The organism is Pseudomonas sp. UV AK001 (assembly GCF_046097675.1).
In the GTDB taxonomy this organism is placed as follows: Bacteria; Pseudomonadota; Gammaproteobacteria; order Pseudomonadales; family Pseudomonadaceae; genus Aquipseudomonas; species Aquipseudomonas kribbensis.
This window is the reverse complement of record NZ_JBJUVZ010000010.1, coordinates 111,070-132,374: the sequence shown is the minus strand read 5'-3', so window position 1 is coordinate 132,374 and position 21,305 is coordinate 111,070. Positions and strand designations below refer to the sequence as shown.

The following is a 21,305-nucleotide window of genomic DNA, read 5'->3' as shown; positions in this document are numbered from 1 at the left end:
TGCAGGAAGGTTATTCGGTGACCGTAGGAATCTTGCGCGGTGCCATGAAGTACATCCAGGTCAGCGCAATGAAGTACATCGCCGGGATCAGGGTGAACAGCACGGTGTAGTTGTTGTTGGTGACGGTCAGGATATGGCCGACGATCTGGGTCATGAACATCCCGCCGATCGCCGCGCACATGCCGCCGAAACCGAACACCGTGCTCATCATGTGCTTGGGCGTGTAGTCCATCACCAGGCTCCAGATGTTGGCGGTCCAGGCCTGGTGCGCGCCGATGGCCAGGGAGATGGCGGCCACTGCGATCCACAGATTGGCGGAGCCGGCGGCCATGACCACGCCGATGATGCAGCAGGCGAACAGGAACATCGACAACAGCCGCGCCTTGATCGAGTTCATGCCGCGACCGATCAGGAACGAAGACAGAATCCCGCCGCCCACGCTGCCGAAGTCGGCGGTGACGTAAATGATGATCAGCGGAATGCCCATCTGGGTGACGTTGATGCCCAGGTTGTATTGCTGATTGAGAAACGGCGGCAGCCAGTACAGGTAGAACCAGAACACCGGTGCGGTCAGCGAGTAGGCGAGGGCGAAGGCCCAGGTGCCGCGCATGCGCAGGATTCGCGAGAACGGCACGCGGGCCTGTTCCGGTTCGACTTCTTTCTGGATGTAGTCCAGCTCCGACTGTTTCACGCTCGGGTGATCTTCCGGGTTGAAATACTTCAGGCCCCAGAACAGCAGCCAGATCCCGCCCAGTGCCGACATGCACAGGAACGCGGCCTGCCAACCCCACACATGCAGGATCAACGGCAGCAGCATCGGGGTGAACATCGCACCGACGTTGGTGCCGGCGTTGAAGATGCCGGTGGCCACTGCACGCTCGCCGGCCGGGAACCACAGGCGCGTGGTCTTCACGCAGGCCGGGTAGTTGGCCGCTTCGGTCAGACCGAGGATGAACCGGCAGACCATGAAGCCCACCGCCGAGGTCGCCAGGCCGTGGGCGCCGGTGGCCAGGCTCCAGAGCAGCACCGCGCAGAAGAACACGCGTTTCACGCCCACCCGGTCGATCAGCCGTCCTTGCAGCACGAAGCCGATGGCGTAGCCGACCTGAAACCAGAAGTTGATGTTGGCGTAGTCCATCGCCGTCCAGCTCATTTCCTTGGCGAGGATCGGCTGCATGACGCCGAGGGCGGCGCGGTCGATGTAATTCAGGGTGGTGGCAAAAAACACCAGTGCCAGCATGCCCCAACGGGTCTTGCCGACGGCCATGGCGCCGCGGATCTTGTCGCCGATGCCACCCGTGGCAGTGCTCATGGCAGGGGCCATGCGGGAAGTCTGTGAAGGAATCATGTGTTCCACCCGTTTTTGGATTTGTTATTTGGTGTGCTTTCTTGTGCACGCTGCGACCGGTGGTTCAGATCCGGACTCAAGGTGAAAGGGATGTTGGGCAGTGGGCGAAAAATCGTCAATTCGCCAAACCGGCATTGTGTTCGATAATCGCACGAAAAACTAACCGGGTAGTACAGTTTAAATTGCTCAAAGAAAAACCGGGACCAATAATTCGCTCACCTTATAAAAGCGGCGCAATCCCCGTAGCCGACGTCTCCACCGGGAGTTGAAACATGCAGCGATCCATTGCCACCGTTTCCTTGAGCGGAACCCTGCCGGAAAAGCTCGAAGCCATTGCCGCCGCCGGGTTCGACGGGGTGGAGATTTTCGAGAACGATCTTCTGTATTACGACGGCAGCCCCCGGGAAATCCGGCAGATGTGCGCCGACCTCGGGATTGCCATCACCCTGTTCCAGCCGTTCCGCGATTTCGAAGGCTGCCGCCGCGATCGGCTGGAGCGCAATCTGGAGCGGGCCGAACGCAAGTTCGATCTGATGCAGGAACTGGGCACCGACCTGGTGCTGGTCTGCAGCAATGCTTCTCCCGACAGTGTCGGCGATCAGCAGATTTTGATCGACGACCTGCGTCTGCTGGCCGAGCGCGCCGGTGCCCGAAGCTTGCGCATTGGTTACGAGGCTCTGGCCTGGGGCCGTCACGTCAATACTTATCAACAGGTCTGGGACATCGTGCGTCAGGCCGATCACCCAAGCCTCGGCGTGTTGCTCGACAGCTTTCACACCCTGTCGCTCAAGGGAGATCCATGGGCGATTGCCGAGATTCCCGGCGACAAGATCTTCTTCGTGCAAATGGCCGACGCGCCGATCCTGGCCATGGACGTGCTGGAGTGGAGCCGGCATTTCCGCTGCTTCCCGGGGCAGGGCGAATTCGATTTGCCGGGTTTCCTCGCGCCGATCATCCAGAGTGGCTACACCGGGCCGCTGTCGCTGGAAATCTTCAACGATGGCTTCCGTGCCGCGCCGCCTCGGGCCAATGCCGCCGACGGTTTGCGTTCGCTGCTGTATCTGGAGGAGAAAACCCGCCAGCGTCTGGAGCAGGAAATCCGCCCTGTGGATAACCGCGAAATCCTCTTCGAAACGCCGAAGGCCAGCGAGTACAACGGCGTCGAGTTTCTGGAGTTCGCCGTCGACGAAGCCCTCGGTGCCAAGCTGTCGAACTGGCTGGAGCGGCTGGGTTTCGTCAAGGCCGGGCAGCACCGTTCGAAAAGTGTAAGTCTGCTGCGGCAGGGCGATATCAACCTGATCCTCAACTCCGAGCCTTATTCGTTCGGCCACAGTTTCTTCGAGGCCCACGGCCCGTCGCTGTGTGCCACCGCCGTGCGAGTCAAGGACAGCGCCAGTGCGCTGGCCCGCGCCGTTGCCTATAAAGGTCAGCCGTATCGCGGACTGGTCGGCCCCAATGAACTGGAGCTGGCAGCAGTGCGTGCGCCGGATGGCAGCCTGATCTATCTGGTGGATGAAGAGGCGGATGTCTACGGCACCGACTTCAATCTGCTGCCGGGCGCGGTGACAAGTGGCGGGCTCAAACGCATCGATCACATGGCCATGGCGTTGCCGGCGGACAGCCTCGACAGTTGGGTGCTGTTCTACAAGAGCCTGCTGGATTTCGAGGCTGACGACGAAGTGGTGCTGCCCGATCCGTACGGTCTGGTGAAGAGTCGTGCGCTGCGCAGTCGCGACAGTTCGATCCGTCTGCCGCTGAACATTTCCGAGAACCGCAACACCGCGATCTCACACGCGCTGTCGAGTTATCGCGGTTCCGGGGTGCATCACATCGCGTTCGATTGCGACGACATCTTTGCGCAGGTCAGTCGTGCGAAAGAGGCGGGCGTGCCACTGCTGGATATTCCGCTCAACTATTACGATGACCTCGCGGCGCGTTTCGATTTCGATGACGAGTTCCTCAGCGAGCTGGCGTACTACAACGTGCTCTACGACCGCGATGCTCAGGGCGGCGAGTTGTTTCACGTCTACACCGAACCGTTCGAAGGGCGCTTCTTCTTCGAGATCATCCAGCGCAAGAACAGTTACGCCGGTTATGGCGCGGCCAACGTCGCGGTTCGACTGGCGGCGATGGCCAAAGCACGCAGTGGCGCTGTTCGCCAGGCGAAGTTGTAGGAAATTCGTAAACGCGGGATTAAACACGGGCCTCGCGGCTTCCTTCACTGTGCCGCGCGGCCCATAATCGCCAGCCTGTGCAGTGATGGCCGTGAGCCCGCAATGACAATGACTTCAGAACTTTCCGCAGCCCCCGTTTCATCAGCGGTAGAGCCGCGCAAGAGTCGCAAGAACAACCCGGAAAAAACCCGCGAGAACATCCTGCAGGAAGCGATCGTCGAGTTCGTCCAGCAGGGCCTGTCCGGTGCCCGCGTCGATGCGATTGCCGAGCGTATCCACACCTCCAAGCGCATGATCTATTACTACTTCGGCAGCAAGGAGCAGTTGTACGTCGAGGTACTGGAGAAGCTCTACGGCGATATCCGCAGCACCGAAAACCGTCTGCACCTGGCCGAGCTGCCACCGGTAGAGGCGATCCGCCGTCTGGTGGAATTCACCTTTGACCACCATGACCGCAACGTCGATTTCGTGCGCATCGTCTGCATCGAAAACATCCACAACGCCGAGTACGTGAAGCGTTCCGATGCGATCAAGGCGATGAACAATACGATTCTTGATTCGTTGGGTGAGATTCTGGCGCGGGGCGCTGCTGAAGGCCTGTTCCGGGCCGGGCTCGATGCGCTGGATGTGCATCTGCTGATCAGTTCGTTCTGCTTCTATCGCGTGTCGAACCGCCACACCTTTGGTGAGATCTTTCAGATCGACCTGCCGGACGAAACCATCAAACAGCGTCATCGCGAGATGATTTGCGAATCGGTGCTGCGCTACCTGCAGGCCTGACCGGCGTCGAGGGGGCGCTGCCCCCTCACGGTTTTATCCTTTCATGCTTTGAAAGTGCGCCAGCATTCGTTGCGCATCCGGCGCCACGCCGCTGAACAGTTCAAACGCTTTCACCGCCTGAAACACCGCCATGATGCCACCATCCAGGGTTCGGCAACCCAGGGCGCGGGCGTTGCGCAGCAGTTCGGTTTCCAGCGGGAAATACACGATCTCCGCCACCCACAGCTCCGCCCGCAGCAATGCTGCCGGCACGGGCATGCCCGGCAGTTTGGCCATGCCCATCGGCGTGGTGTTTACCAGCCCGTCAGCGTGGCTCAGCGTGCTAGTCAGATCGTGTCCGGCCAAGGCCCGACCAGCGCCGAAATGCTGGTTGAGGTTGTTGGCCAGGCTTTCGGCCCGCTCGAAATCCACATCAAAAATGCTCAGTTGCTGTACGTCTTCGCTCAACAAGGCGTGAGCTACCGCTGCACCGGCGCCACCGGCACCCATCTGGACTACACGCTCGCGGGCGACGTCTGGCAGGCCGCGACGAAAACCTTCGGCGAAACCCAGGCAATCGGTGTTGTGGCCGACGCGTATGCCGTCTTTCAACACCACCGTGTTCACGGCGCCGATGCCCCGCGCTTCGGGAGATAACTCATCGAGCAACGGGATGATTGCCTGCTTGCACGGGAAAGTGATGTTCAGCCCGGTGTAGTTCATGCGCTCGGCGGCCAGCAGCAGGTCGGGCAGGGCGTTGCTGTCCAGTTGCAGTTGATCGAGATCGATCAGTCGATACAGGTAACGCAGGCCCTGTTCATCACCTTCATGTTCATGCAGCGCCGGAGTGCGGGAGGCCTGAATGCCGGCGCCGATCAGCCCGGCGAGTATCACGTTGTTGCGGTTCATGCGGATCACCCCTTCAACCGCTGGCTGAAATGCTCCAGGGCCAGCCGATAGCCGTGGCTGCCGAAGCCACACATCACGGCGGTGGCGATGGCCGAGACGAATGAGTGATGACGGAATGGCTCACGGGCGTGGACGTTGGACAGGTGGACTTCGATCACCGGCAATTCGCTGGCGACCAGGGCATCGCGGATCGCTACCGAGGTGTGTGTCCAGGCAGCCGGGTTGATGACGATGCCGGCGCAGCGCTGGCGGGCGCCGTGAATCCAGTCGAGCAACTCGCCTTCGTGGTTGGTCTGGCGAAACTCCACGGCCAGGCCGAATTCTTCGGCGGCGCGCCCGCACAAGGCAGAGATGTCGGCCAGGGTTTCGTGACCGTAGGTCGCCGGTTCACGGGTGCCGAGCAGGTTCAGGTTCGGGCCGTTGAGCACCAGAACGATAGGGGGCATGAGGGCAAACTCCACTTATTGTTTTTGGCTTGGGCCGAGGGTTTCGACCTGTGGAGTTAAATTGTACTAGATGGTTACTTTAATCAATTGATCAACGGTCGCTGCGCCGTTTTGTGTTCGGTCATCGGACATTAACGCGGCAATTGCTCGACCAGAAAATCGATGAAGGCCCTGACGCGCAGTGGCATATGGCGATTCTGCGGGTACAGCAGAGTGAACGGTCGCGAGCGCCCGCTGTAGGGTTTGAGCACTTCCACCAGCGAGCCGTCGGCCAGTTCTTTTTCGACGATGAAGCGATACGTCTGGAACAACCCGGCGCCGTGTCTGGCCAGGGTCACGCCACCGAGCACGTCATCGGAACAGCAGAAATTACCCTCGCCGAGGACTTCCCTTGGCGCGTCCTCTTCGTAAAACAGCCAGGTAATCCGCCGCCCGCTGCTGGGCAATTCGTACTGGATGCACTCGTGCTGTTCGAGGTCTTCGAGGGTCTGCGGCGAGCCGGCGCGTTTCAGGTAATCGGGGCTGGCGACCATCACCAGCGCCGCATCTTCCAGGTGTCGGGCGATCAGACCCGAATCGGGAATCGCCCGCACGCGGATCGCCATGTCGTAACCCTCGCCGACGAAGTCGATGTTGCGATTGCTGATGTGCATCTCGACCTTCACTTGCGGAAAGCGCGCGCGAAAGGCCGGCAGCAGCGGCAGGATCCGGTGATGGGCGTAAGTTGTAGGAATACTGATACGCAGGGTGCCGGACGGTTCCTGCTGCTGGCCCATGACTTCCCGTTGCGCCTCCACCAGTTGCGCCAGTGCCTGACGGCATTCTTCGTAATAGCGCCGGCCGCTGTCGGTCAGTTTCACGCTGCGGGTAGTGCGCGCGAACAACCGCACACCCAGGCGTTCCTCCATGCGCGAAACCGAGCGACTCACCGCCGCCGGCGTCACCGAAGCCGCCTGCGCCGCAGCGGTGAAACTGCCGCATTCGGCCGCCAGACAAAACAACTCGATGCTGCCCAGCTGAAGATCGTCGAAGTGTCGCTGCATGATTGATTACACCGGGGAATGAGTCTTCGTATGTAGCAAATGCGCGGCCTCTGCGAAAGAACTGCTTACCATTTTGCCCGCGGCTTTTGCGGCTCCCGCACTAGTCTCGAAAGGTAACGGCCACAGCAGGCGTTGGCACCGGTGGTCGGATTTGCCAGGGAATGGCAAATGTTGAAACTCTTAAACCTAACGGATGGGTTAGCATGAAGGTATGCAGTTACAAAGGGCTGTCTGTGGTGATCATGTTGCGTGACGAACATTGTCCGCCTCATGCGCACGTAGATTCAGGTGCATGGAGTGCCCGCTTCAAATTCAGCTTCTGGCACAACGGCGTGGAGTTATGGGATGTAGTGCCCCTGTCGCGACGGCCACCGATTGCATTGCTTGAGGGGCTGCGTCAGTCGCTGCGTGAAACGGATCATCTGCGGCGGGCCCGCCGAATCTGGTGGTCTCGTTTGCAGACGGCGTGTCTCGATAACCAATGGTGGGACGGGGACTCGAACGAAGTGGCCGTCATGCGTGAAGTCACCGGTGCGACTTTCAGAATCGGATCGGCGTATTACGAACCAGAAGAAAACAAAACCCTGCTGGCCCTGGTCGGTGCTCGGGAAGGTGTGGAGATCGAACTATGAAAACAGTCAAAGCCGGCTTGCACGCGGATCGCCCCGTCACGGAAAAACGTCTGGACGAGGCCGTCGACCGTGGCGGCGTGCGTCGTCGCAGCAGCCTGCAAGCCGTGTCGGTGGTCTTTCAGAAACCGTGTCTGGTGATTCACTTCGAGGACGACAGCGGCGTGCTGCTGCCGGTGAATCTCTACCGCGAATTCGATGATTTCGAACCGGAAGACTTCACCGGATTGAACATCGGCTTTGCCGGTACCGCGCTGTGCCATGACGGCAAGGACCTGCAGGTTTCTATCGCCGGCATGATCTCGGCCAGCCAGCCATTGATGGCCATGGCAGCCTCGGTGATCGCTTCCCGAAATGGCCGCCAGAGCAGCACCGCGAAAGCTGAAGCCGCACGGGCCAACGGCAGGAAGGGCGGGCGCCCGCGCAAAGTCGATCCCGTGCCATGAACAGGCACAAAAAAGCCGTCGGTCAGGACGGCTTTCTTGTTTCTGGCACCTGCGATCAACGTCGGGTCAACAGCACGCCGGATTCCATGTGGTGGGTCCACGGGAACTGGTCGAACAACGCGCAGCGGGTGATGCGGTGCGTGTCGTGCAGTTGGGCGATGTTGGCCGCCAGGGTCTCCGGGTTGCAGGAGATGTACAGGATGTTGTCGAAGCGACGGGTCAGCTCGCAGGTGTCCGGGTCCATGCCGGCCCGTGGCGGATCGACGAACACGCTGCCGAACTCGTAGCTCTTCAGGTCGATGCCGTGCAGGCGACGGAACGGGCGAACTTCGTTCAGGGCTTCGGTCAGCTCTTCGGCGGACAGGCGCACCAGGGTGACGTTATCCACAGCGTTTTCGGCCAGGTTGCTCAACGCGGCGTTGACCGAGGTCTTGCTGATTTCGGTGGCCAGCACTTTGCGCACGCGGGTCGCCAGCGGCAGGGTGAAGTTGCCGTTGCCGCAGTACAGCTCCAGCAGATCGTCGCTGCGATCGCCCAGTGCTTCATATGCCCAGTTGAGCATCTTCTGGTTCACGGTGCCGTTGGGCTGAGTGAACGCGCCTTCCGGTTGGCGATAGCTGAAGGTGCGACCGCCGACTTCCAGCTTCTCGACCACGTAATCAAGGCCGAGCACTTCACGCTTGCCCTTGGAGCGACCGATGATGCTGACGCCCAGGTCCGCCGACAGCTTGGTGGCCGCCGCGTGCCAGTGCTCGTCCAGCGGGCGGTGATAGCACAGGGTGATCATCGCGTCGCCGGCCAGGGTGGTCAGAAACTCCACCTGAAACAGCTTGTGGCTCAGCGCCGCACTGGCCTGCCAGGCCGCCTTCAATTGCGGCATCAACTGGTTGATGCGCAGGCTGGCGATCGGGAACTCTTCGATCAGGATCGGCGTGCGTTTGTCATCCTGCGAGAACATCGCGTAATGCCGCTCACCACCTTCGCGCCACAGGCGGAATTCGGCGCGCAGGCGGAAGTTCTGCAAAGGCGAGTCGAACACCGTTGGCTCCGGTGCGTCGAACGGGGCCAGCAGATCACGCAGGCGCGTGACCTTGTCTTCGAGTTGTGCGGCGTAGGCCTGGGAATCGAAAGTCATGCGTTGAACCAACCCAGCTTGATCACGAACAGAATCGACAGGATCACCAGCGCCGGGTTCAGCTCACGGGCGCGGCCGGACAGCAGTTTGATCGCAGTCCAGGCGATGAAGCCGAAGGCGATACCGTTGGCGATGGAATAGGTGAAAGGCATCGCCAGGGCGGTGACCACGACCGGCGCGGCAACGGTGATGTCTTCCCAGTCTATTTCCGCCAGGCCCGAAGTCATCAGCACGGCGACGAACAGCAGGGCAGGCGCGGTGGCGAAGGCCGGCACGCTGGCAGCCAGTGGCGAGAAGAACAGCGCCAGCAGGAACAGGATCGCGACGACGATAGCGGTCAGGCCGGTGCGGCCGCCGGCACTCACGCCTGCAGCGGATTCGATGTAGCTGGTGGTGGTCGAGGTGCCCAGCAGCGAGCCGGCCATTGCCGCCGTACTGTCGGCGATCAGCGCACGACCCATTTTCGGCATGTGGCCGTCCTTGCCCATCAGGCCGGCGCGCTTGGCGACGCCGATCAGGGTGCCGGAGTTGTCGAACAGATCGACGAACAGGAAGGCGAAGATCACGCTGACCAGACCGATGTCCAGTGCGCCCTTGATATCCAGTTGCAGGAAGGTCGGGGCCAGCGAAGGTGGCATCGAGGTCACGCCGCCGAACGGGGTGAAGCCCATCACGATCGAGACGATGGTCACCGCGAGAATGCCGATCAGCACCGCGCCGCGCACTTTCAGGGCTTCAAGGGCAACGATCAGGGCAAAACCGAGGGTGGCGAGGATCGGAGCCGGTTGCTTCAGGTCACCGAGGCCGACCATGGTCGCCGGGTTGCTGACCACGATACCGGCGTTGTGCAGGGCGATCAGCGCCAGGAACAGGCCGATACCGGCGGCAATCGCCGAACGCAGCGGCAGCGGAATGCTGTTGATGATCCATTCACGGATGCGGAAGATCGACAGCAGGAAGAAGCACACGGCCGAGATGAACACCGCGCCCAGCGCCACTTGCCAGGTGTGGCCCATATGCAGCACGACGGTGTAGGTGAAGAAGGCGTTCAGGCCCATGCCCGGCGCGAGGGCGATCGGGTAGTTAGCGATCAGGCCCATCACCGTGGAGCCGATGGCAGCCGCAAGGCACGTGGCGACAAACACCGCGCCTTTGTCCATGCCGGTCTCGCCGAGGATGCTCGGGTTGACGAACAGAATGTAGGCCATGGCCAGGAAGGTCGTGACGCCCGCCAGAATCTCGGTCCGCACGTTGGTGTTGTGTGCCTTGAGTTGAAACAGCCTTTCCAGCATGTCTGCTCCCCGTGGCGCGCGTGGCGCCGTGAATGTATCGACCTCAACAGCAAAGCACAGACCGTCGCAAGCGCCTGGAAAATTGTGGTGGGCCGGAAAAAGCCGCGCATCATACCAGCAGCGTGAGGAATATGGCGGATGTTGGGCTCGATCGTCGGCGAAGTTTTGTGTCGCGGCCAAACCCGCCATACTGCGCGCTGATTTTTGGGGAATGGATCGCATGAACAAGCATTGGATGAAGGCTGGCGGATTGATCGTACTGTTGCTGGCCGGGGCTCCCGCAGCGCTCGCGGCATCGGCGGCGCCACTGAGCGAAGTGAAAGTCATCAAGGTGCAGTCAGCGTCTTGCGGGCTCGAAGACATTACCGATGGTCAGGTGCAGACCCGTTGCGATCACAGCGGCCCGGGCATCAAGGTCTATGTGCTGGAAATCGGCTACGGCCAGAGCCAGCCCCAGGCTGCACTGGACGGCTTTGAAGTAAACGGCACGCGAAGCCCGGTATGCGCCTTTGATAACGGCAATCTGACCGAGTGCACGCCCGGCAGCAAAACCGTCGGCTCTCTCTATACCTTCGATCTGGCCGGTCGGCAGGAGGGCACTTTCACGTTCAGCAATACCTCGATCAACGCTCCGCGCAACACCATGTCGACCCAGCTTTACATCAAGTAACGGCTGCCGCGAACAGGGCAGGGCAAAGCTGACTACGCTTTAAAGATCACCCAGCGGATGGCGCCCATGACCTTTAGAGCCCTGATTACCTTCGCCGAGGGCATCGATGATCTGCAAAGCGTGACCTTGATCGACGTGCTGCGTCGGGCCGGTATCGAAGTGATGGCGGCCAGCATCGAGGGACGGCGCATGCTGACCTGCGCCCGAGGCACTCGACTGACCGCCGACGGCATGCTCATTGATGTGCTGGCCCAGACCTTCGACCTGATCGTCCTGCCCGGCGGAGCGGTCGGCGCACAACACCTTGCCGCGCACCAGCCTCTACAACAATTGCTCAAAGACCAGGCCAGCGCTGGACGCCTGTTCGCCGCCATTGCCGAATCCCCGGCGGTCGCCCTGCAAAGCTTCGGTGTATTACGCCAACGCCGCATGACCTGCCTGCCCACAACCAGCCATCAATTGTCCGGTTGCACCTTTGTTGATCAACCGGTGGTGGTCGACGGCAATTGCATCACCGCCCAGGGTTCCGGCGCCGCGCTGGCATTTGCCTTGACGCTGGTCGAGCAACTGGCGGGCAAGGCCGCCAGATCGAAGGTAGCGGGAGAGTTGCTGGCCTGAGAGGGTCAGGCCTTCACCTCTTCCACCGGCACATGCATCCGGTCGCGGTTGGCCAGGGTCGGGAACAGTTTGATCCACGTCCCGGTCACCACCAGCGTACCGATCCCGCCCATCACCACCGCCGGCACGGTGCCGAACCAGTGGGCGGTGAGGCCGGATTCGAATTCACCCAACTGGTTCGAGGCGCCGATGAACAGGCCGTTCACCGCGCTGACCCGGCCGCGCATTTCGTCCGGGGTTTCCAGTTGCACGAACGAGGCGCGGATCACCATGCTGATCATGTCCGCCGCGCCGAGCACCACCAGCACCGCCAGCGAGAACCAGAACGACGTCGACAGACCGAAGGCAATGGTGGCCACACCGAATACGCCGACAGCGGTGAACATCACCCGGCCGACGTTGCGTTCGACGGCGAAGCGCGCCAGGAACAGCGACATCATCAACGCCCCCACCGCCGGCGCCGAACGCAGCAACCCGAGGCCCCACGGACCGGTCAGCAGAACATCCTTGGCGAACACCGGCAACAACGCCGTGGCGCCGCCGAGCAGCACGGCGAACAGATCCAGCGAGATCGCGCCGAGGATGTCCGGGCGGCTGCGGATAAAGCGAATCCCCGCCAGCAATGAGTCCAGCGTCGCCTTGCCCTTGTTCAACGGGGTCTGTCGTGCGGGCAGGTTGAGCATCAACGTGCAGGCAATCACGTACAGAACGACGGTCGGGCCATACACCCAGACGCTGCCGAAGGCATAAAGCAGACCGCCAAGCGCCGGGGCGACGATGGTTGCCGATTGCTGCGCCGACTGCGCGGCGGCGACCGCCCGTGGGAACAATGCGCTGGGTACGATACTTGGCAACAGGGCCTGAGTCGTTGGCATCTCGAACGAGCGCGCGGCGCCGAGCAGGAACGCCAGGATAAAGATCATTTCCCGGGTGACGTGATCGGTAGCGCTGCCGATGGCCAGTGCCAGGGCGATCAACGCCTGCAACGACTGACAGATTGCTGCGACCTTGCGCCGGTCGTAACGGTCGGCAACGTGGCCGGTGTGCAGCATGAACAGCACCCGTGGGGCGAATTCCACCAAACCGACCAGGCCAAGGTCGAGCACGTTGCCGGTCAGTTGATAGAGGTTCCAGCCGATGGCTACGGTGAGCATCTGGAAACCGCTGGCGGTGAAGATCCGGGCAAACCAGAACGCAAGGAAAGGACGATGGTGGCGTAACAGCAAGGGCTCTTGGCTGGGCATCTGCGGGCCGGTCTTGATCGAGGGGAATCGCGAGATTATCACCAGTTTGTAACAGGAAGTTGCTATGACAAAAAAATTAGTTAGCCAGACATCGATTTTTCCGGACCCGGATACCTGACCCGGCCAGGGATGTATTTCAGGGCGTTGCCAGAACTGTGAGGCAACTTGTCACGCGGCAAAAGACCACGCGGTTCCCCGTCGGAAATGGGACTACTCTTTCTACGTTGATTGATCCAGATCAAGACCCTTCGCGGAACCGATCCCGGACCCGTCGGCAGACTCCCTGCGTCGCGATGCCTGTAAAAAGAAGAACGAATCCGAGTTCGCCGCACTCCATACCCGTGGGGGCAGTGGTTCAAGGCCGCCAGCCTTGGAACCGTTATCTGATAGAGGAAAGCTTATGTTCGGTTTAGAGGCACTAGATCTCGCCCGAATCCAGTTCGCGTTCACCATCTCGTTCCACATCCTGTTCCCGGCAATCACCATCGGTCTTGCGAGCTATCTCGCGGTTCTGGAAGGCCTGTGGCTGAAAACCGGCAACGACACCTACCGCGATCTCTACCATTTCTGGTCGAAGATCTTTGCCGTCAACTTCGGCATGGGCGTGGTCTCGGGGCTGGTCATGGCCTACCAGTTCGGCACCAACTGGAGCCGCTTCTCGGACTTCGCCGGTTCCGTCACCGGACCATTGCTGACCTACGAGGTGCTCACGGCGTTCTTCCTCGAAGCCGGTTTCCTCGGAGTGATGCTGTTCGGCTGGAACAAGGTCGGACGCAAACTGCACTTCTTCGCCACGGTGATGGTTGCCATCGGCACTCTGATTTCGACGTTCTGGATTCTTGCCTCCAACAGCTGGATGCAAACGCCTCAGGGCTTCGAGATCGTCAACGGTCAGGTGATCCCGACCGACTGGCTGGCAATCGTGTTCAACCCGTCGTTCCCGTATCGCCTGATGCACATGGCAACTGCCGCGTTCGTCGCAACGGCGTTCTTCGTCGGCTCGTCGGCGGCCTGGCATCTGTTGCGCGGCAAGGACAACCCGGCGATCCGTACCATGCTGTCGATGGCGATGTGGATGGCGTTGATCGTTGCGCCGATCCAGGCAGTCATCGGCGACTTCCACGGCCTCAATACCCTCAAGCATCAGCCGGCGAAAATCGCCGCGATCGAAGGCCACTGGGAAAACGTCGGTAACGAAGCGACGCCGCTGATCCTGTTCGGCTGGCCGGACATGAAAGAAGAGAAAACCAAATATGCCGTCGAGATCCCGTACCTCGGCAGCCTGATCCTGACCCACTCGCTGGACAAGCAAGTCCCGGCGCTCAAGGAATTCCCGCCTGAAGACCGGCCTAACTCGACCATCGTGTTCTGGTCGTTCCGGATCATGGTCGGCCTCGGTTTCCTGATGATCTTCACCGGCCTCTGGAGCCTGTGGCTGCGCAAGCGCGACACGCTCTATACGTCGCGGCCGTTCCTGTACCTGGCGTTGTGGATGGGGCCGTCCGGCCTGATCGCGATCCTGGCGGGCTGGTTCACCACGGAAATCGGTCGTCAGCCGTGGGTGGTCTACGGCTTGATGCGCACGGCGGATGCGTCCTCCAATCACAGCTTCATGCAGATGAGCATCACGCTGATCATGTTCGTGGTGGTGTATTTCGCGCTGTTCGGTGCGGGTCTGGGCTACATGATGCGCCTGGTGCGCAAAGGGCCGAAGACCGACGAAGGCAAGGAAACCAACGACGGTGGTCCTGGCCAGAAACGCACACCGGCCCGTCCGTTGTCCGCTGCCGACGATGATGGCGCCGAACACGACCGCAGCCTGACCAAGGAGATTTGAATCATGGGTATTGATCTTCCGCTGATCTGGGCCGTGATCATCATCTTCGGGATCATGATGTACGTGGTCATGGACGGCTTCGATCTGGGCATCGGGATTCTCTTCCCGTTCATCCCCGGCAAGACCGACCGCGACGTGATGATGAACACCGTCGCCCCCGTATGGGACGGCAATGAAACCTGGCTGGTACTGGGCGGTGCGGCGTTGTTTGGCGCGTTCCCGCTGGCCTATTCGGTGGTGTTGTCGGCGCTCTACCTGCCGCTGATTTTCATGCTGATCGGGCTGATTTTCCGTGGCGTGGCGTTCGAGTTCCGCTTCAAGGCCAAAGACGCCAAGCGCCACTTGTGGGACAAGGCCTTCATCGGTGGTTCGGTGGCGGCAACGTTCTTCCAGGGCGTGGCGCTTGGCGCGTTCATCGACGGCTTGCCCGTGGTCAACCGGCAATATGCCGGTGGTTCACTGGACTGGCTGACGCCGTTCACGCTGTTCTGCGGCGCTGCGTTGGTGGTCGCGTATGCCTTGCTCGGTTGCACCTGGCTGATCATGAAGACCGAAGGCAAGCTGCAGGAGCAGATGCATGACCTGGCGCGCCCGCTGGCCTTCGTGCTGTTGGCAGTGATCGGCATCGTCAGCCTCTGGACGCCACTGGCCCACCCGGAAATCGCGACACGCTGGTTCAGCATGCCGAACCTGTTCTGGTTCATGCCGGTGCCGATCCTGGTGCTGGTGACGATGTACGGACTGACTCGCGCCGTGGCACGCAATGCCAACTACATGCCGTTCCTGCTGACCCTGGTGCTGATCTTCCTCGGCTACAGCGGTCTGGGCATCAGCCTGTGGCCGAACATCGTGCCGCCGTCGATCTCGATCTGGGACGCTGCCGCACCGCCGCAGAGCCAGGGCTTCATGCTGGTGGGCACGTTGTTCATCATCCCGTTCATCCTGGGTTACACCTTCTGGAGCTACTACGTGTTCCGCGGCAAGGTCACCCATGAAGACGGCTATCACTAGGGCTGATCACGATGGCGCCGACCGCGGCGCCATCTCCCTCAACCGGAGGATGCAAGCATGAGCGGCAAACACTCCCTGCACGACATTGAAGAAGCCGAAAAAAAGCCGCTGTGGCAGCGGCTCGGCTGGCTGGCCATGATCTGGGTCGGCAGCGTCGGTGCCTTGTTCATCGTCGCCAGCCTGATGCGCATGTTCATGAACGCCGCAGGCCTGACCACGCACTGAAATTTCCCATCCCGTCGCCTTGCGGCACGGATTTTTGACCCTCCGGCTGGAGGGTTTTTTTTGCCCGGATTATTTGCGTGCCTTGAGAATCACGAATTTCGGCGTGGCTGCGACCTGCTCCACACCCCGGAACAACCGCGCCAGTTTGCTGTGATAACCCAGGTGACGGTTGCCGACAATGTACAGCGCACCGCCAACGACCAACGCTTCGCGGGCCTGCTGGAACATGCGCCAGGCGAGGAAGTCGCCGACCACCTGTTGCTGGTGGAACGGCGGGTTGCACAGCACCACGTCCAGCGACTGCGCTTCCTGCCCGGCCAGACCGTCGCCGGCGCGCACGGTTACGTCACGTTCGCCCAACGCCGCGCGCCAGTTTTCGGCGGCGGATTGCACGGCCATGAACGATTCGTCCACCAGCGTGTAATGCGCGTCGGGGTTTTGCAAGGCGCTGGCAATGGCCAGCACGCCGTTACCGCAGCCAAGATCCGCGACTCGCGCTGAGCCGAGGTTTTTCGGCAGGTGTGGAAGGAAGGCGCGGGTGCCGATGTCCAGCCCTTCACGGCAGAACACGTTGGCGTGGTTGAGCAGTTCGATGGCCGGTTCGTCGAGGCGATAACGGGTCGGATAAGGCGAGACAGCCGGTGCCTTGGCCTCGGGCGTGGCGATCAGCAAGCGTGCCTTCTTCACCGCCAGCGAAGCCTGAACCGGGCCGATGTAGCGTTCCAGCAGATCACCGGCGGCACGGGGCAAGTGTTTGACCATCGCTGCCGCCACAACTTGTGCACCGGGCGCCAGTTGACCTTGCAGGCGGATCAGTTGTTCTTCCAGCAGCGCGAGGGTTTTCGGTACACGGATCAGCACCCGGTCGAATGGCCCGATCAACGGCTCACTGGCGGGAATGCCGTGCAGAGCATCGAACGCCTGGCCATTGCGCAACAGGTTCTTTTCCAGGCCCTGAAACGCCAGGAACGAATCACCGCTGGTGCTGACCTGCACTTTGCCCAAGAGGCTGATGGCCAGCGCGCCGAAACTGTCGTTGAGTACCAGAACCCGTGTCTCGACCGGCAGATTCTGTTCAGCCAGATGATTGAGCAGGTATTCGTCAGCCGCATCGAAGGCTTGCAGCGGTTCGTTCTGCTGTTCGGGCTGGCGGATCAGATCAAGCTGGGCGAAGGGCGTATCGAGCAAAGGCATGGGGCGGGGACTCTGGGTAATCGACGGGTGTCCCGCGGCCCAGGGTATCGTGCGGCGGAACCGTCCGAGTGGACAGCGGCGCGAAGATACGCGTCATCACTCAGGAAGGTCGCAAATGGTACTTTTTTTTCGACGGCAATACTTGTTTGATTTAAGGGGGGCGACTAGATGATCCCGGCCTTGGCGGCAGCAATGACTGCGGAAATCTTGTTGCAGACGTTCAGTTTTTCTGCTGCTTGAGTAATATGAAAGTAAGCGGTCCGCGGGCTAATGCTCAGGATTTTCCCGACTTCTTCGGCTGTCTTGCCGAGCGCACAGAGCTTCAGCACTTCGATCTCCCGCGCAGACAGACGAGGCTGCTTGGCTTTCTCGGGTCGCGAAGGAAGCGTACGGGCGAACAATTCGCTCAGATGACTGGTGACGTAAAACATATAGCCAAAATGTTCGTACAACTCGATCGACGTGATCGGACAGTGAGGCCGGGCCAGGCTGAGAATGCTGCACAGACCGCTTTCTTCGTGATGAAAGGATTGCGACCAGCCGTGTTCCAGTCCCTGTTCTTTTAACGACTCCCACAACTCTGGTGTTTTTGAGAATAGTTCTTTGCTCCATGTAATGGGCAGCATTGAATGGTTGCAGTGTGCTACTACCGGATCAAATTCGTAGTGCTTTTCTTCTTCATATTGCTTATTCCAGGCTTGAGGGTAGTTATTGATACGCAAGGGCTTTGGCAGTGTGTTTCGATCAGGCGAGCTGACTGAAACTCCACAAAACTGGAAGCCTATGTTTTTGGCAAATGTCAGCAGAATCGGGTAAGCAGTGTCGACTCTCGTGGCGAAAGTCAGCTGCTTGATCTGCGACTCCTTCCAAATTTCCATTTGAAGATTCTCCGAGATTTTCCGCAGGGGTGCGATCTTGGATCCAAGAGTCGTGCACGAAAACGAGTGTAGGACGTTTCCTATCCAGGCGTTTGGAACTTTTTGCTCTTACAGTGGGCTTAAATTAATCGTTTGTGATTAGCCGTATATATTTATTAAATGCAATTCATCATTTAAAGATCTGAATTGTGTCAGTGTGCCAGTAATTTTTTGCGTTAGTTTCTCATTGGGAACTTGAATGAGCGTTTAATCACTACAGTTTGTAGGTTTTTTATCAAACACCATTGCGTGACACTATGGTCATAGCCCAAGGAGTTGCCGATGACCGCCAGCGCAGAAAAATTCAGTCGCCAGACCTTGCTTGATGTACAGCCGTTGACTCCGAGCCTGTTCACATTGCGTACGACCCGAGACGCTGGCTTTCGCTTTCGCGCCGGGCAGTTTGCCAGGCTGGGAGTGACCAAGGATGACGGTACTACGGTATGGCGGGCCTATTCCATGGTGTCTTCGCCGTTCGATGAGTTCCTCGAGTTCTTTTCCATCGTGGTGCCCGGCGGGGAGTTCACCAGTGAGCTGAGCCGGCTCAAGGCAGGCGATACGTTGCTGGTGGACCGCCAGGCCTTCGGCTATCTGACGCTGGATCGTTTTGTGGACGGCCGGGATCTCTGGCTGTTATCCACAGGTACCGGGGTGGCGCCGTTTCTGTCGATCCTGCAGGACTTTGAAGTGTGGGAGAAATTCGAACGGATCATCCTCGTCTACAGCGTGCGGGAGGCGCGGGAGCTGGCTTATCAGCAGCTGATCGCCGAACTCATGCAGCGTGACTACCTGGCCGAGTACGCTCACAAGTTCCAGTTCATCCCCGTGGTGACGCGCCAGTCACATGCCGGAGCCCTGAACGGGCGCATTACCACCCTCATCGAAAACGGGGAGCTGGAGCAGGCGGCAGGTGTGGCACTGGATCCAGCCCATTCGCGGGTCATGCTCTGCGGCAATCCACAGATGATCGATGACACCCGGGCACTGCTCAAAGAGCGGGGCATGAGCCTCAGCCTGACGCGGCGGCCAGGGCAGGTGGCGGTGGAAAACTACTGGTAAGGAAACGGCGCCTCCAGGCGCCGTTTCAGTCTTCAAGGCCGGTTGTTCTGGGCCTTGAGCAGATCGCGGATCTCACCCAGCAGCTCTTCTTCCTTGGTTGGCACTGGCGGCAGGGTCGGAGCGACGGCCTCTTCGCGTTTCAGGCGGTTGATGGCTTTGACGCCCATGAAAATCGCGAAGGCGACGATGATGAAATCCAGAATGCTCTGGATGAACTTGCCGTATGCCAGCACTACCGCAGGGGCTGTGCCTTCAGCCGCCTTGAGGGTGATGGCCAGGTCACTGAAGTCCACCCCGCCGATCAGCAGGCCGATTGGCGGCATGATCACATCACCGACAAACGACGACACGATTTTGCCGAAGGCCGCACCGATGATGATACCGACGGCCATGTCGACCACATTGCCTTTGACCGCGAAGGCCTTGAACTCGCTGAGCACGCCCATAGTTATTTCCTTGTTACAGATGAGTTTGGTGTACGCAGTGTAAATCAGCAAAACGCGTCCTGCGCGCAACACCTTCTTACAAAGCCCGTTTTTATCGACACATCAATTCGCAATTAGTTTGCAAAGTGCCACTAATCGCGCGCGGAATACGCCTCAAGCCGCTGATTCCGAAGAAAAAATATTCAATCACGGCGTTGTGATCTTTCTATTTAGGTTTGGCGAATCGAGCTTCTAGCCTCTGTCTGGCGCACCTGGATGCGCCTCAAAAAACAGAGGAACCTGAAATGAATTCCACACTTGGTTCAGGGATTATTCCCTATCGCCGTACTGTCGGCGTATTGGCCGCCGGTCTGTTGACCCTTTCCGTGAATGCCGCACCGCTGACCCGTGACAACGGTGCGGCGGTTGGCGACAACCAGAACTCGCAAACTGCCGGCGCCAACGGCCCGGTACTGTTGCAGGACGTGCAACTGATCCAGAAGCTGCAACGCTTCGACCGCGAACGCATTCCCGAACGCGTCGTGCATGCCCGGGGTACCGGTGCTCATGGCACGTTCACCGCGACCAACGACTTGAGTGATTTGAGCAAGGCCAGGGTGTTCTCTGTCGGCCAGGTCACTCCGGTGTTCGTGCGTTTCTCTGCGGTGGTTCACGGCAACCACTCCCCGGAAACCCTGCGTGACCCACGGGGGTTCGCGACCAAGTTCTACACTGCCGATGGCAATTGGGATCTGGTGGGTAACAACTTCCCGACGTTTTTCATCCGCGATGCGATCAAATTCCCGGACATGGTGCATGCCTTCAAGCCCGATCCGCGCACCAACCTGGACGATGACTCGCGCCGCTTCGATTTCTTCTCCCATGTACCGGAAGCTACCCGCACCTTGACCGAGTTGTATTCCAACTCCGGAACCCCGGCCAGTTATCGGGAGATGGACGGTAACAGTGTGCACGCCTACAAGCTGATCAATGCCAAAGGCGATGTGCATTACGTGAAGTTTCATTGGAAAAGTTTGCAGGGGATAAAAAACCTCGATCCAAAGCAGGTCGCGAAAGTTCAGGGTCGTGATTACAGTCATATGACCAATGATTTGGTAACAAATATTTACAATGGCAACTTTCCGAAGTGGGACTTGTACATTCAGGTTCTGAAACCGCAAGACTTGTCAAAGTTTGATTTCGATCCTCTTGATGCAACCAAGATCTGGCCCGGTATTCCGGAGCGAAAAGTTGGACAAATGGTCTTGAACCGTAATCCTTCGAACGTCTTCCAGGAAACTGAACAAGTGGCCATGGCACCCTCGAATGTTGTGCCGGGAATCGAGCCATCTGAAGACCGTCTGCTGCAAGGCCGGATATTTGCCTATGCCGACACCCAGATGTATCGCCTTGGCGCCAATGCCCTGCAATTGCCGATCAATGCTGCCAAAACCGCCGTCAATAATGGCAATCAGGATGGCGCGATGAACACCGGCGCGAGCCATTCGGGTGTCAACTACCAGCCAAGCCGTCTGCACCCGCGTGAAGAAACGCCAGGTGCGCGATACAGCCAGACCGCTCTGCAGGGCAGCACACAACAGGCGAAGATCCAGCGCGAACAGAACTTCAGGCAGGCCGGTGATCTGTATCGCTCGTTCAGCAAGAAGGAGCGCCAGGATCTGATCGAGAGTTTCGGCGGTTCGCTGGCAAGCGCCGATGACGAGAGCAAGCACATCATGCTTTCCTTCCTCTACAAGGCCGATCCGGAGTACGGCGCCGGTGTGACCAAAGTGGCCAAGGGTGACCTGGATCGGGTCAAGGCGCTGGCGGCCAAACTGGTCGATTGACAGTGCCCCTTTCAAACCCCGGCAATCGCCGGGATTTGATCGACAACAGCGCCGCGCGTCTGGCCAGCGGGGAAATC

Annotated in this window: 21 protein-coding genes; 11 read left to right on the top strand and 10 right to left on the bottom strand. The window is 59.8% G+C overall.

The features are described 5' to 3' along the window. Nucleotides 1–10 precede the first annotated feature (10 nt). Entirely contained in the window at nucleotides 11–1,348 is a 1,338-nt protein-coding gene (locus tag ACKLNA_RS24140; protein ID WP_114885678.1) for an MFS transporter, read from the bottom strand. A 272-nt stretch (nucleotides 1,349–1,620) separates the two neighbouring features. On the opposite strand from ACKLNA_RS24140, the gene quiC reads away from it, so the two are divergent. Both quiC and ACKLNA_RS24130 read left to right on the top strand, forming a co-directional pair. Then, nucleotides 1,621–3,522, top strand: a complete 1,902-nt coding sequence (quiC, locus tag ACKLNA_RS24135) for a 3-dehydroshikimate dehydratase QuiC (protein ID WP_408987313.1) — start codon at nucleotides 1,621–1,623, stop codon at nucleotides 3,520–3,522. Nucleotides 3,523–3,624: 102 nt separating this feature from the next. After that, a complete protein-coding gene (locus ACKLNA_RS24130; protein ID WP_114885674.1) occupies nucleotides 3,625–4,302 on the top strand; it encodes a TetR family transcriptional regulator in 678 nt (225 codons plus the stop codon). 33 nt (nucleotides 4,303–4,335) lie between these two features. Here ACKLNA_RS24130 and ACKLNA_RS24125 read toward each other — a convergent pair whose 3' ends face one another. The 3 genes from ACKLNA_RS24125 to ACKLNA_RS24115 form a co-directional block, all read right to left on the bottom strand. Continuing rightward, a complete protein-coding gene (locus ACKLNA_RS24125) occupies nucleotides 4,336–5,190 on the bottom strand; it encodes a shikimate dehydrogenase (RefSeq protein WP_408987312.1) in 855 nt (284 codons plus the stop codon). A 5-nt stretch (nucleotides 5,191–5,195) separates the two neighbouring features. Then, on the bottom strand, nucleotides 5,196–5,636 hold the full coding sequence (gene aroQ / locus ACKLNA_RS24120) for a type II 3-dehydroquinate dehydratase (RefSeq protein WP_011336043.1): 441 nt from the start codon (nucleotides 5,634–5,636) through the stop codon (nucleotides 5,196–5,198). Nucleotides 5,637–5,767: 131 nt separating this feature from the next. After that, nucleotides 5,768–6,679, bottom strand: coding sequence for a LysR substrate-binding domain-containing protein (locus ACKLNA_RS24115; RefSeq protein ID WP_408987311.1), 912 nt, complete (start codon nucleotides 6,677–6,679; stop codon nucleotides 5,768–5,770). 203 nt (nucleotides 6,680–6,882) lie between these two features. On the opposite strand from ACKLNA_RS24115, the gene ACKLNA_RS24110 reads away from it, so the two are divergent. Together ACKLNA_RS24110 and ACKLNA_RS24105 are read left to right on the top strand one after the other, a co-directional pair. After that, a complete protein-coding gene (locus ACKLNA_RS24110; RefSeq protein WP_408987310.1) occupies nucleotides 6,883–7,311 on the top strand; it encodes a DUF4160 domain-containing protein in 429 nt (142 codons plus the stop codon). Beyond that, entirely contained in the window at nucleotides 7,308–7,754 is a 447-nt protein-coding gene (locus ACKLNA_RS24105; protein WP_408987309.1) for a hypothetical protein, read from the top strand. The genes ACKLNA_RS24110 and ACKLNA_RS24105 overlap by 4 nt, the downstream gene beginning before the upstream one ends. A gap of 55 nt (nucleotides 7,755–7,809) precedes the next feature. Here ACKLNA_RS24105 and trmA read toward each other — a convergent pair whose 3' ends face one another. Both trmA and ACKLNA_RS24095 read right to left on the bottom strand, forming a co-directional pair. After that, on the bottom strand, nucleotides 7,810–8,889 hold the full coding sequence (gene trmA / locus ACKLNA_RS24100) for a tRNA (uridine(54)-C5)-methyltransferase TrmA (RefSeq protein ID WP_085712227.1): 1,080 nt from the start codon (nucleotides 8,887–8,889) through the stop codon (nucleotides 7,810–7,812). Beyond that, nucleotides 8,886–10,181 carry an NCS2 family permease gene (locus ACKLNA_RS24095; protein WP_064599583.1) on the bottom strand — a complete coding sequence of 432 codons (1,296 nt, stop codon included), beginning with the start codon at nucleotides 10,179–10,181 and terminating at the stop codon, nucleotides 8,886–8,888. Before ACKLNA_RS24095 ends, trmA begins: the two co-directional genes overlap by 4 nt. Before the next feature lie 220 nt (nucleotides 10,182–10,401). On the opposite strand from ACKLNA_RS24095, the gene ACKLNA_RS24090 reads away from it, so the two are divergent. Then, nucleotides 10,402–10,851 carry a DUF4879 domain-containing protein gene (locus ACKLNA_RS24090; protein WP_408987308.1) on the top strand — a complete coding sequence of 150 codons (450 nt, stop codon included), beginning with the start codon at nucleotides 10,402–10,404 and terminating at the stop codon, nucleotides 10,849–10,851. Nucleotides 10,852–10,917: 66 nt separating this feature from the next. Then, nucleotides 10,918–11,469, top strand: coding sequence for a DJ-1 family glyoxalase III (locus tag ACKLNA_RS24085; protein WP_408987307.1), 552 nt, complete (start codon nucleotides 10,918–10,920; stop codon nucleotides 11,467–11,469). A 5-nt stretch (nucleotides 11,470–11,474) separates the two neighbouring features. Here the strand turns inward: ACKLNA_RS24085 and ACKLNA_RS24080 are convergent, their stop codons facing one another. Continuing rightward, nucleotides 11,475–12,713 carry an MFS transporter gene (locus tag ACKLNA_RS24080; protein ID WP_408987306.1) on the bottom strand — a complete coding sequence of 413 codons (1,239 nt, stop codon included), beginning with the start codon at nucleotides 12,711–12,713 and terminating at the stop codon, nucleotides 11,475–11,477. A 400-nt stretch (nucleotides 12,714–13,113) separates the two neighbouring features. Between ACKLNA_RS24080 and ACKLNA_RS24075 the strand changes: the two genes are divergently transcribed. The 3 genes from ACKLNA_RS24075 to ACKLNA_RS24065 are packed head-to-tail and all read left to right on the top strand — an operon-like array spanning nucleotide 13,114 to nucleotide 15,786. Further along, nucleotides 13,114–14,550 (top strand): cytochrome ubiquinol oxidase subunit I, encoded by a 1,437-nt coding sequence (locus tag ACKLNA_RS24075; protein WP_085712222.1) that lies wholly within the window; start codon nucleotides 13,114–13,116, stop codon nucleotides 14,548–14,550. A gap of 3 nt (nucleotides 14,551–14,553) precedes the next feature. Then, entirely contained in the window at nucleotides 14,554–15,561 is a 1,008-nt protein-coding gene (gene cydB / locus ACKLNA_RS24070; protein ID WP_408987305.1) for a cytochrome d ubiquinol oxidase subunit II, read from the top strand. A 57-nt stretch (nucleotides 15,562–15,618) separates the two neighbouring features. Further along, on the top strand, nucleotides 15,619–15,786 hold the full coding sequence (locus ACKLNA_RS24065; RefSeq protein WP_134828172.1) for a DUF2474 domain-containing protein: 168 nt from the start codon (nucleotides 15,619–15,621) through the stop codon (nucleotides 15,784–15,786). Between the two features lie 69 nt (nucleotides 15,787–15,855). Here the strand turns inward: ACKLNA_RS24065 and ACKLNA_RS24060 are convergent, their stop codons facing one another. Beyond that, nucleotides 15,856–16,980 (bottom strand): methyltransferase, encoded by a 1,125-nt coding sequence (locus ACKLNA_RS24060; RefSeq protein ID WP_408987304.1) that lies wholly within the window; start codon nucleotides 16,978–16,980, stop codon nucleotides 15,856–15,858. Between the two features lie 164 nt (nucleotides 16,981–17,144). Next, nucleotides 17,145–17,858, bottom strand: a complete 714-nt coding sequence (locus tag ACKLNA_RS24055; protein WP_408987303.1) for an autoinducer binding domain-containing protein — start codon at nucleotides 17,856–17,858, stop codon at nucleotides 17,145–17,147. Between the two features lie 321 nt (nucleotides 17,859–18,179). Between ACKLNA_RS24055 and ACKLNA_RS24050 the strand changes: the two genes are divergently transcribed. Next, on the top strand, nucleotides 18,180–18,956 hold the full coding sequence (locus ACKLNA_RS24050; RefSeq protein WP_408987302.1) for a ferredoxin--NADP reductase: 777 nt from the start codon (nucleotides 18,180–18,182) through the stop codon (nucleotides 18,954–18,956). A gap of 32 nt (nucleotides 18,957–18,988) precedes the next feature. On the opposite strand, the gene mscL is transcribed toward ACKLNA_RS24050, so the two are convergent. Next, nucleotides 18,989–19,402, bottom strand: coding sequence for a large-conductance mechanosensitive channel protein MscL (gene mscL / locus ACKLNA_RS24045; RefSeq protein WP_119430125.1), 414 nt, complete (start codon nucleotides 19,400–19,402; stop codon nucleotides 18,989–18,991). A 284-nt stretch (nucleotides 19,403–19,686) separates the two neighbouring features. On the opposite strand from mscL, the gene katB reads away from it, so the two are divergent. Next, a complete protein-coding gene (gene katB, locus ACKLNA_RS24040) occupies nucleotides 19,687–21,228 on the top strand; it encodes a catalase KatB (RefSeq protein WP_408987301.1) in 1,542 nt (513 codons plus the stop codon). Nucleotides 21,229–21,305 lie beyond the last annotated feature (77 nt).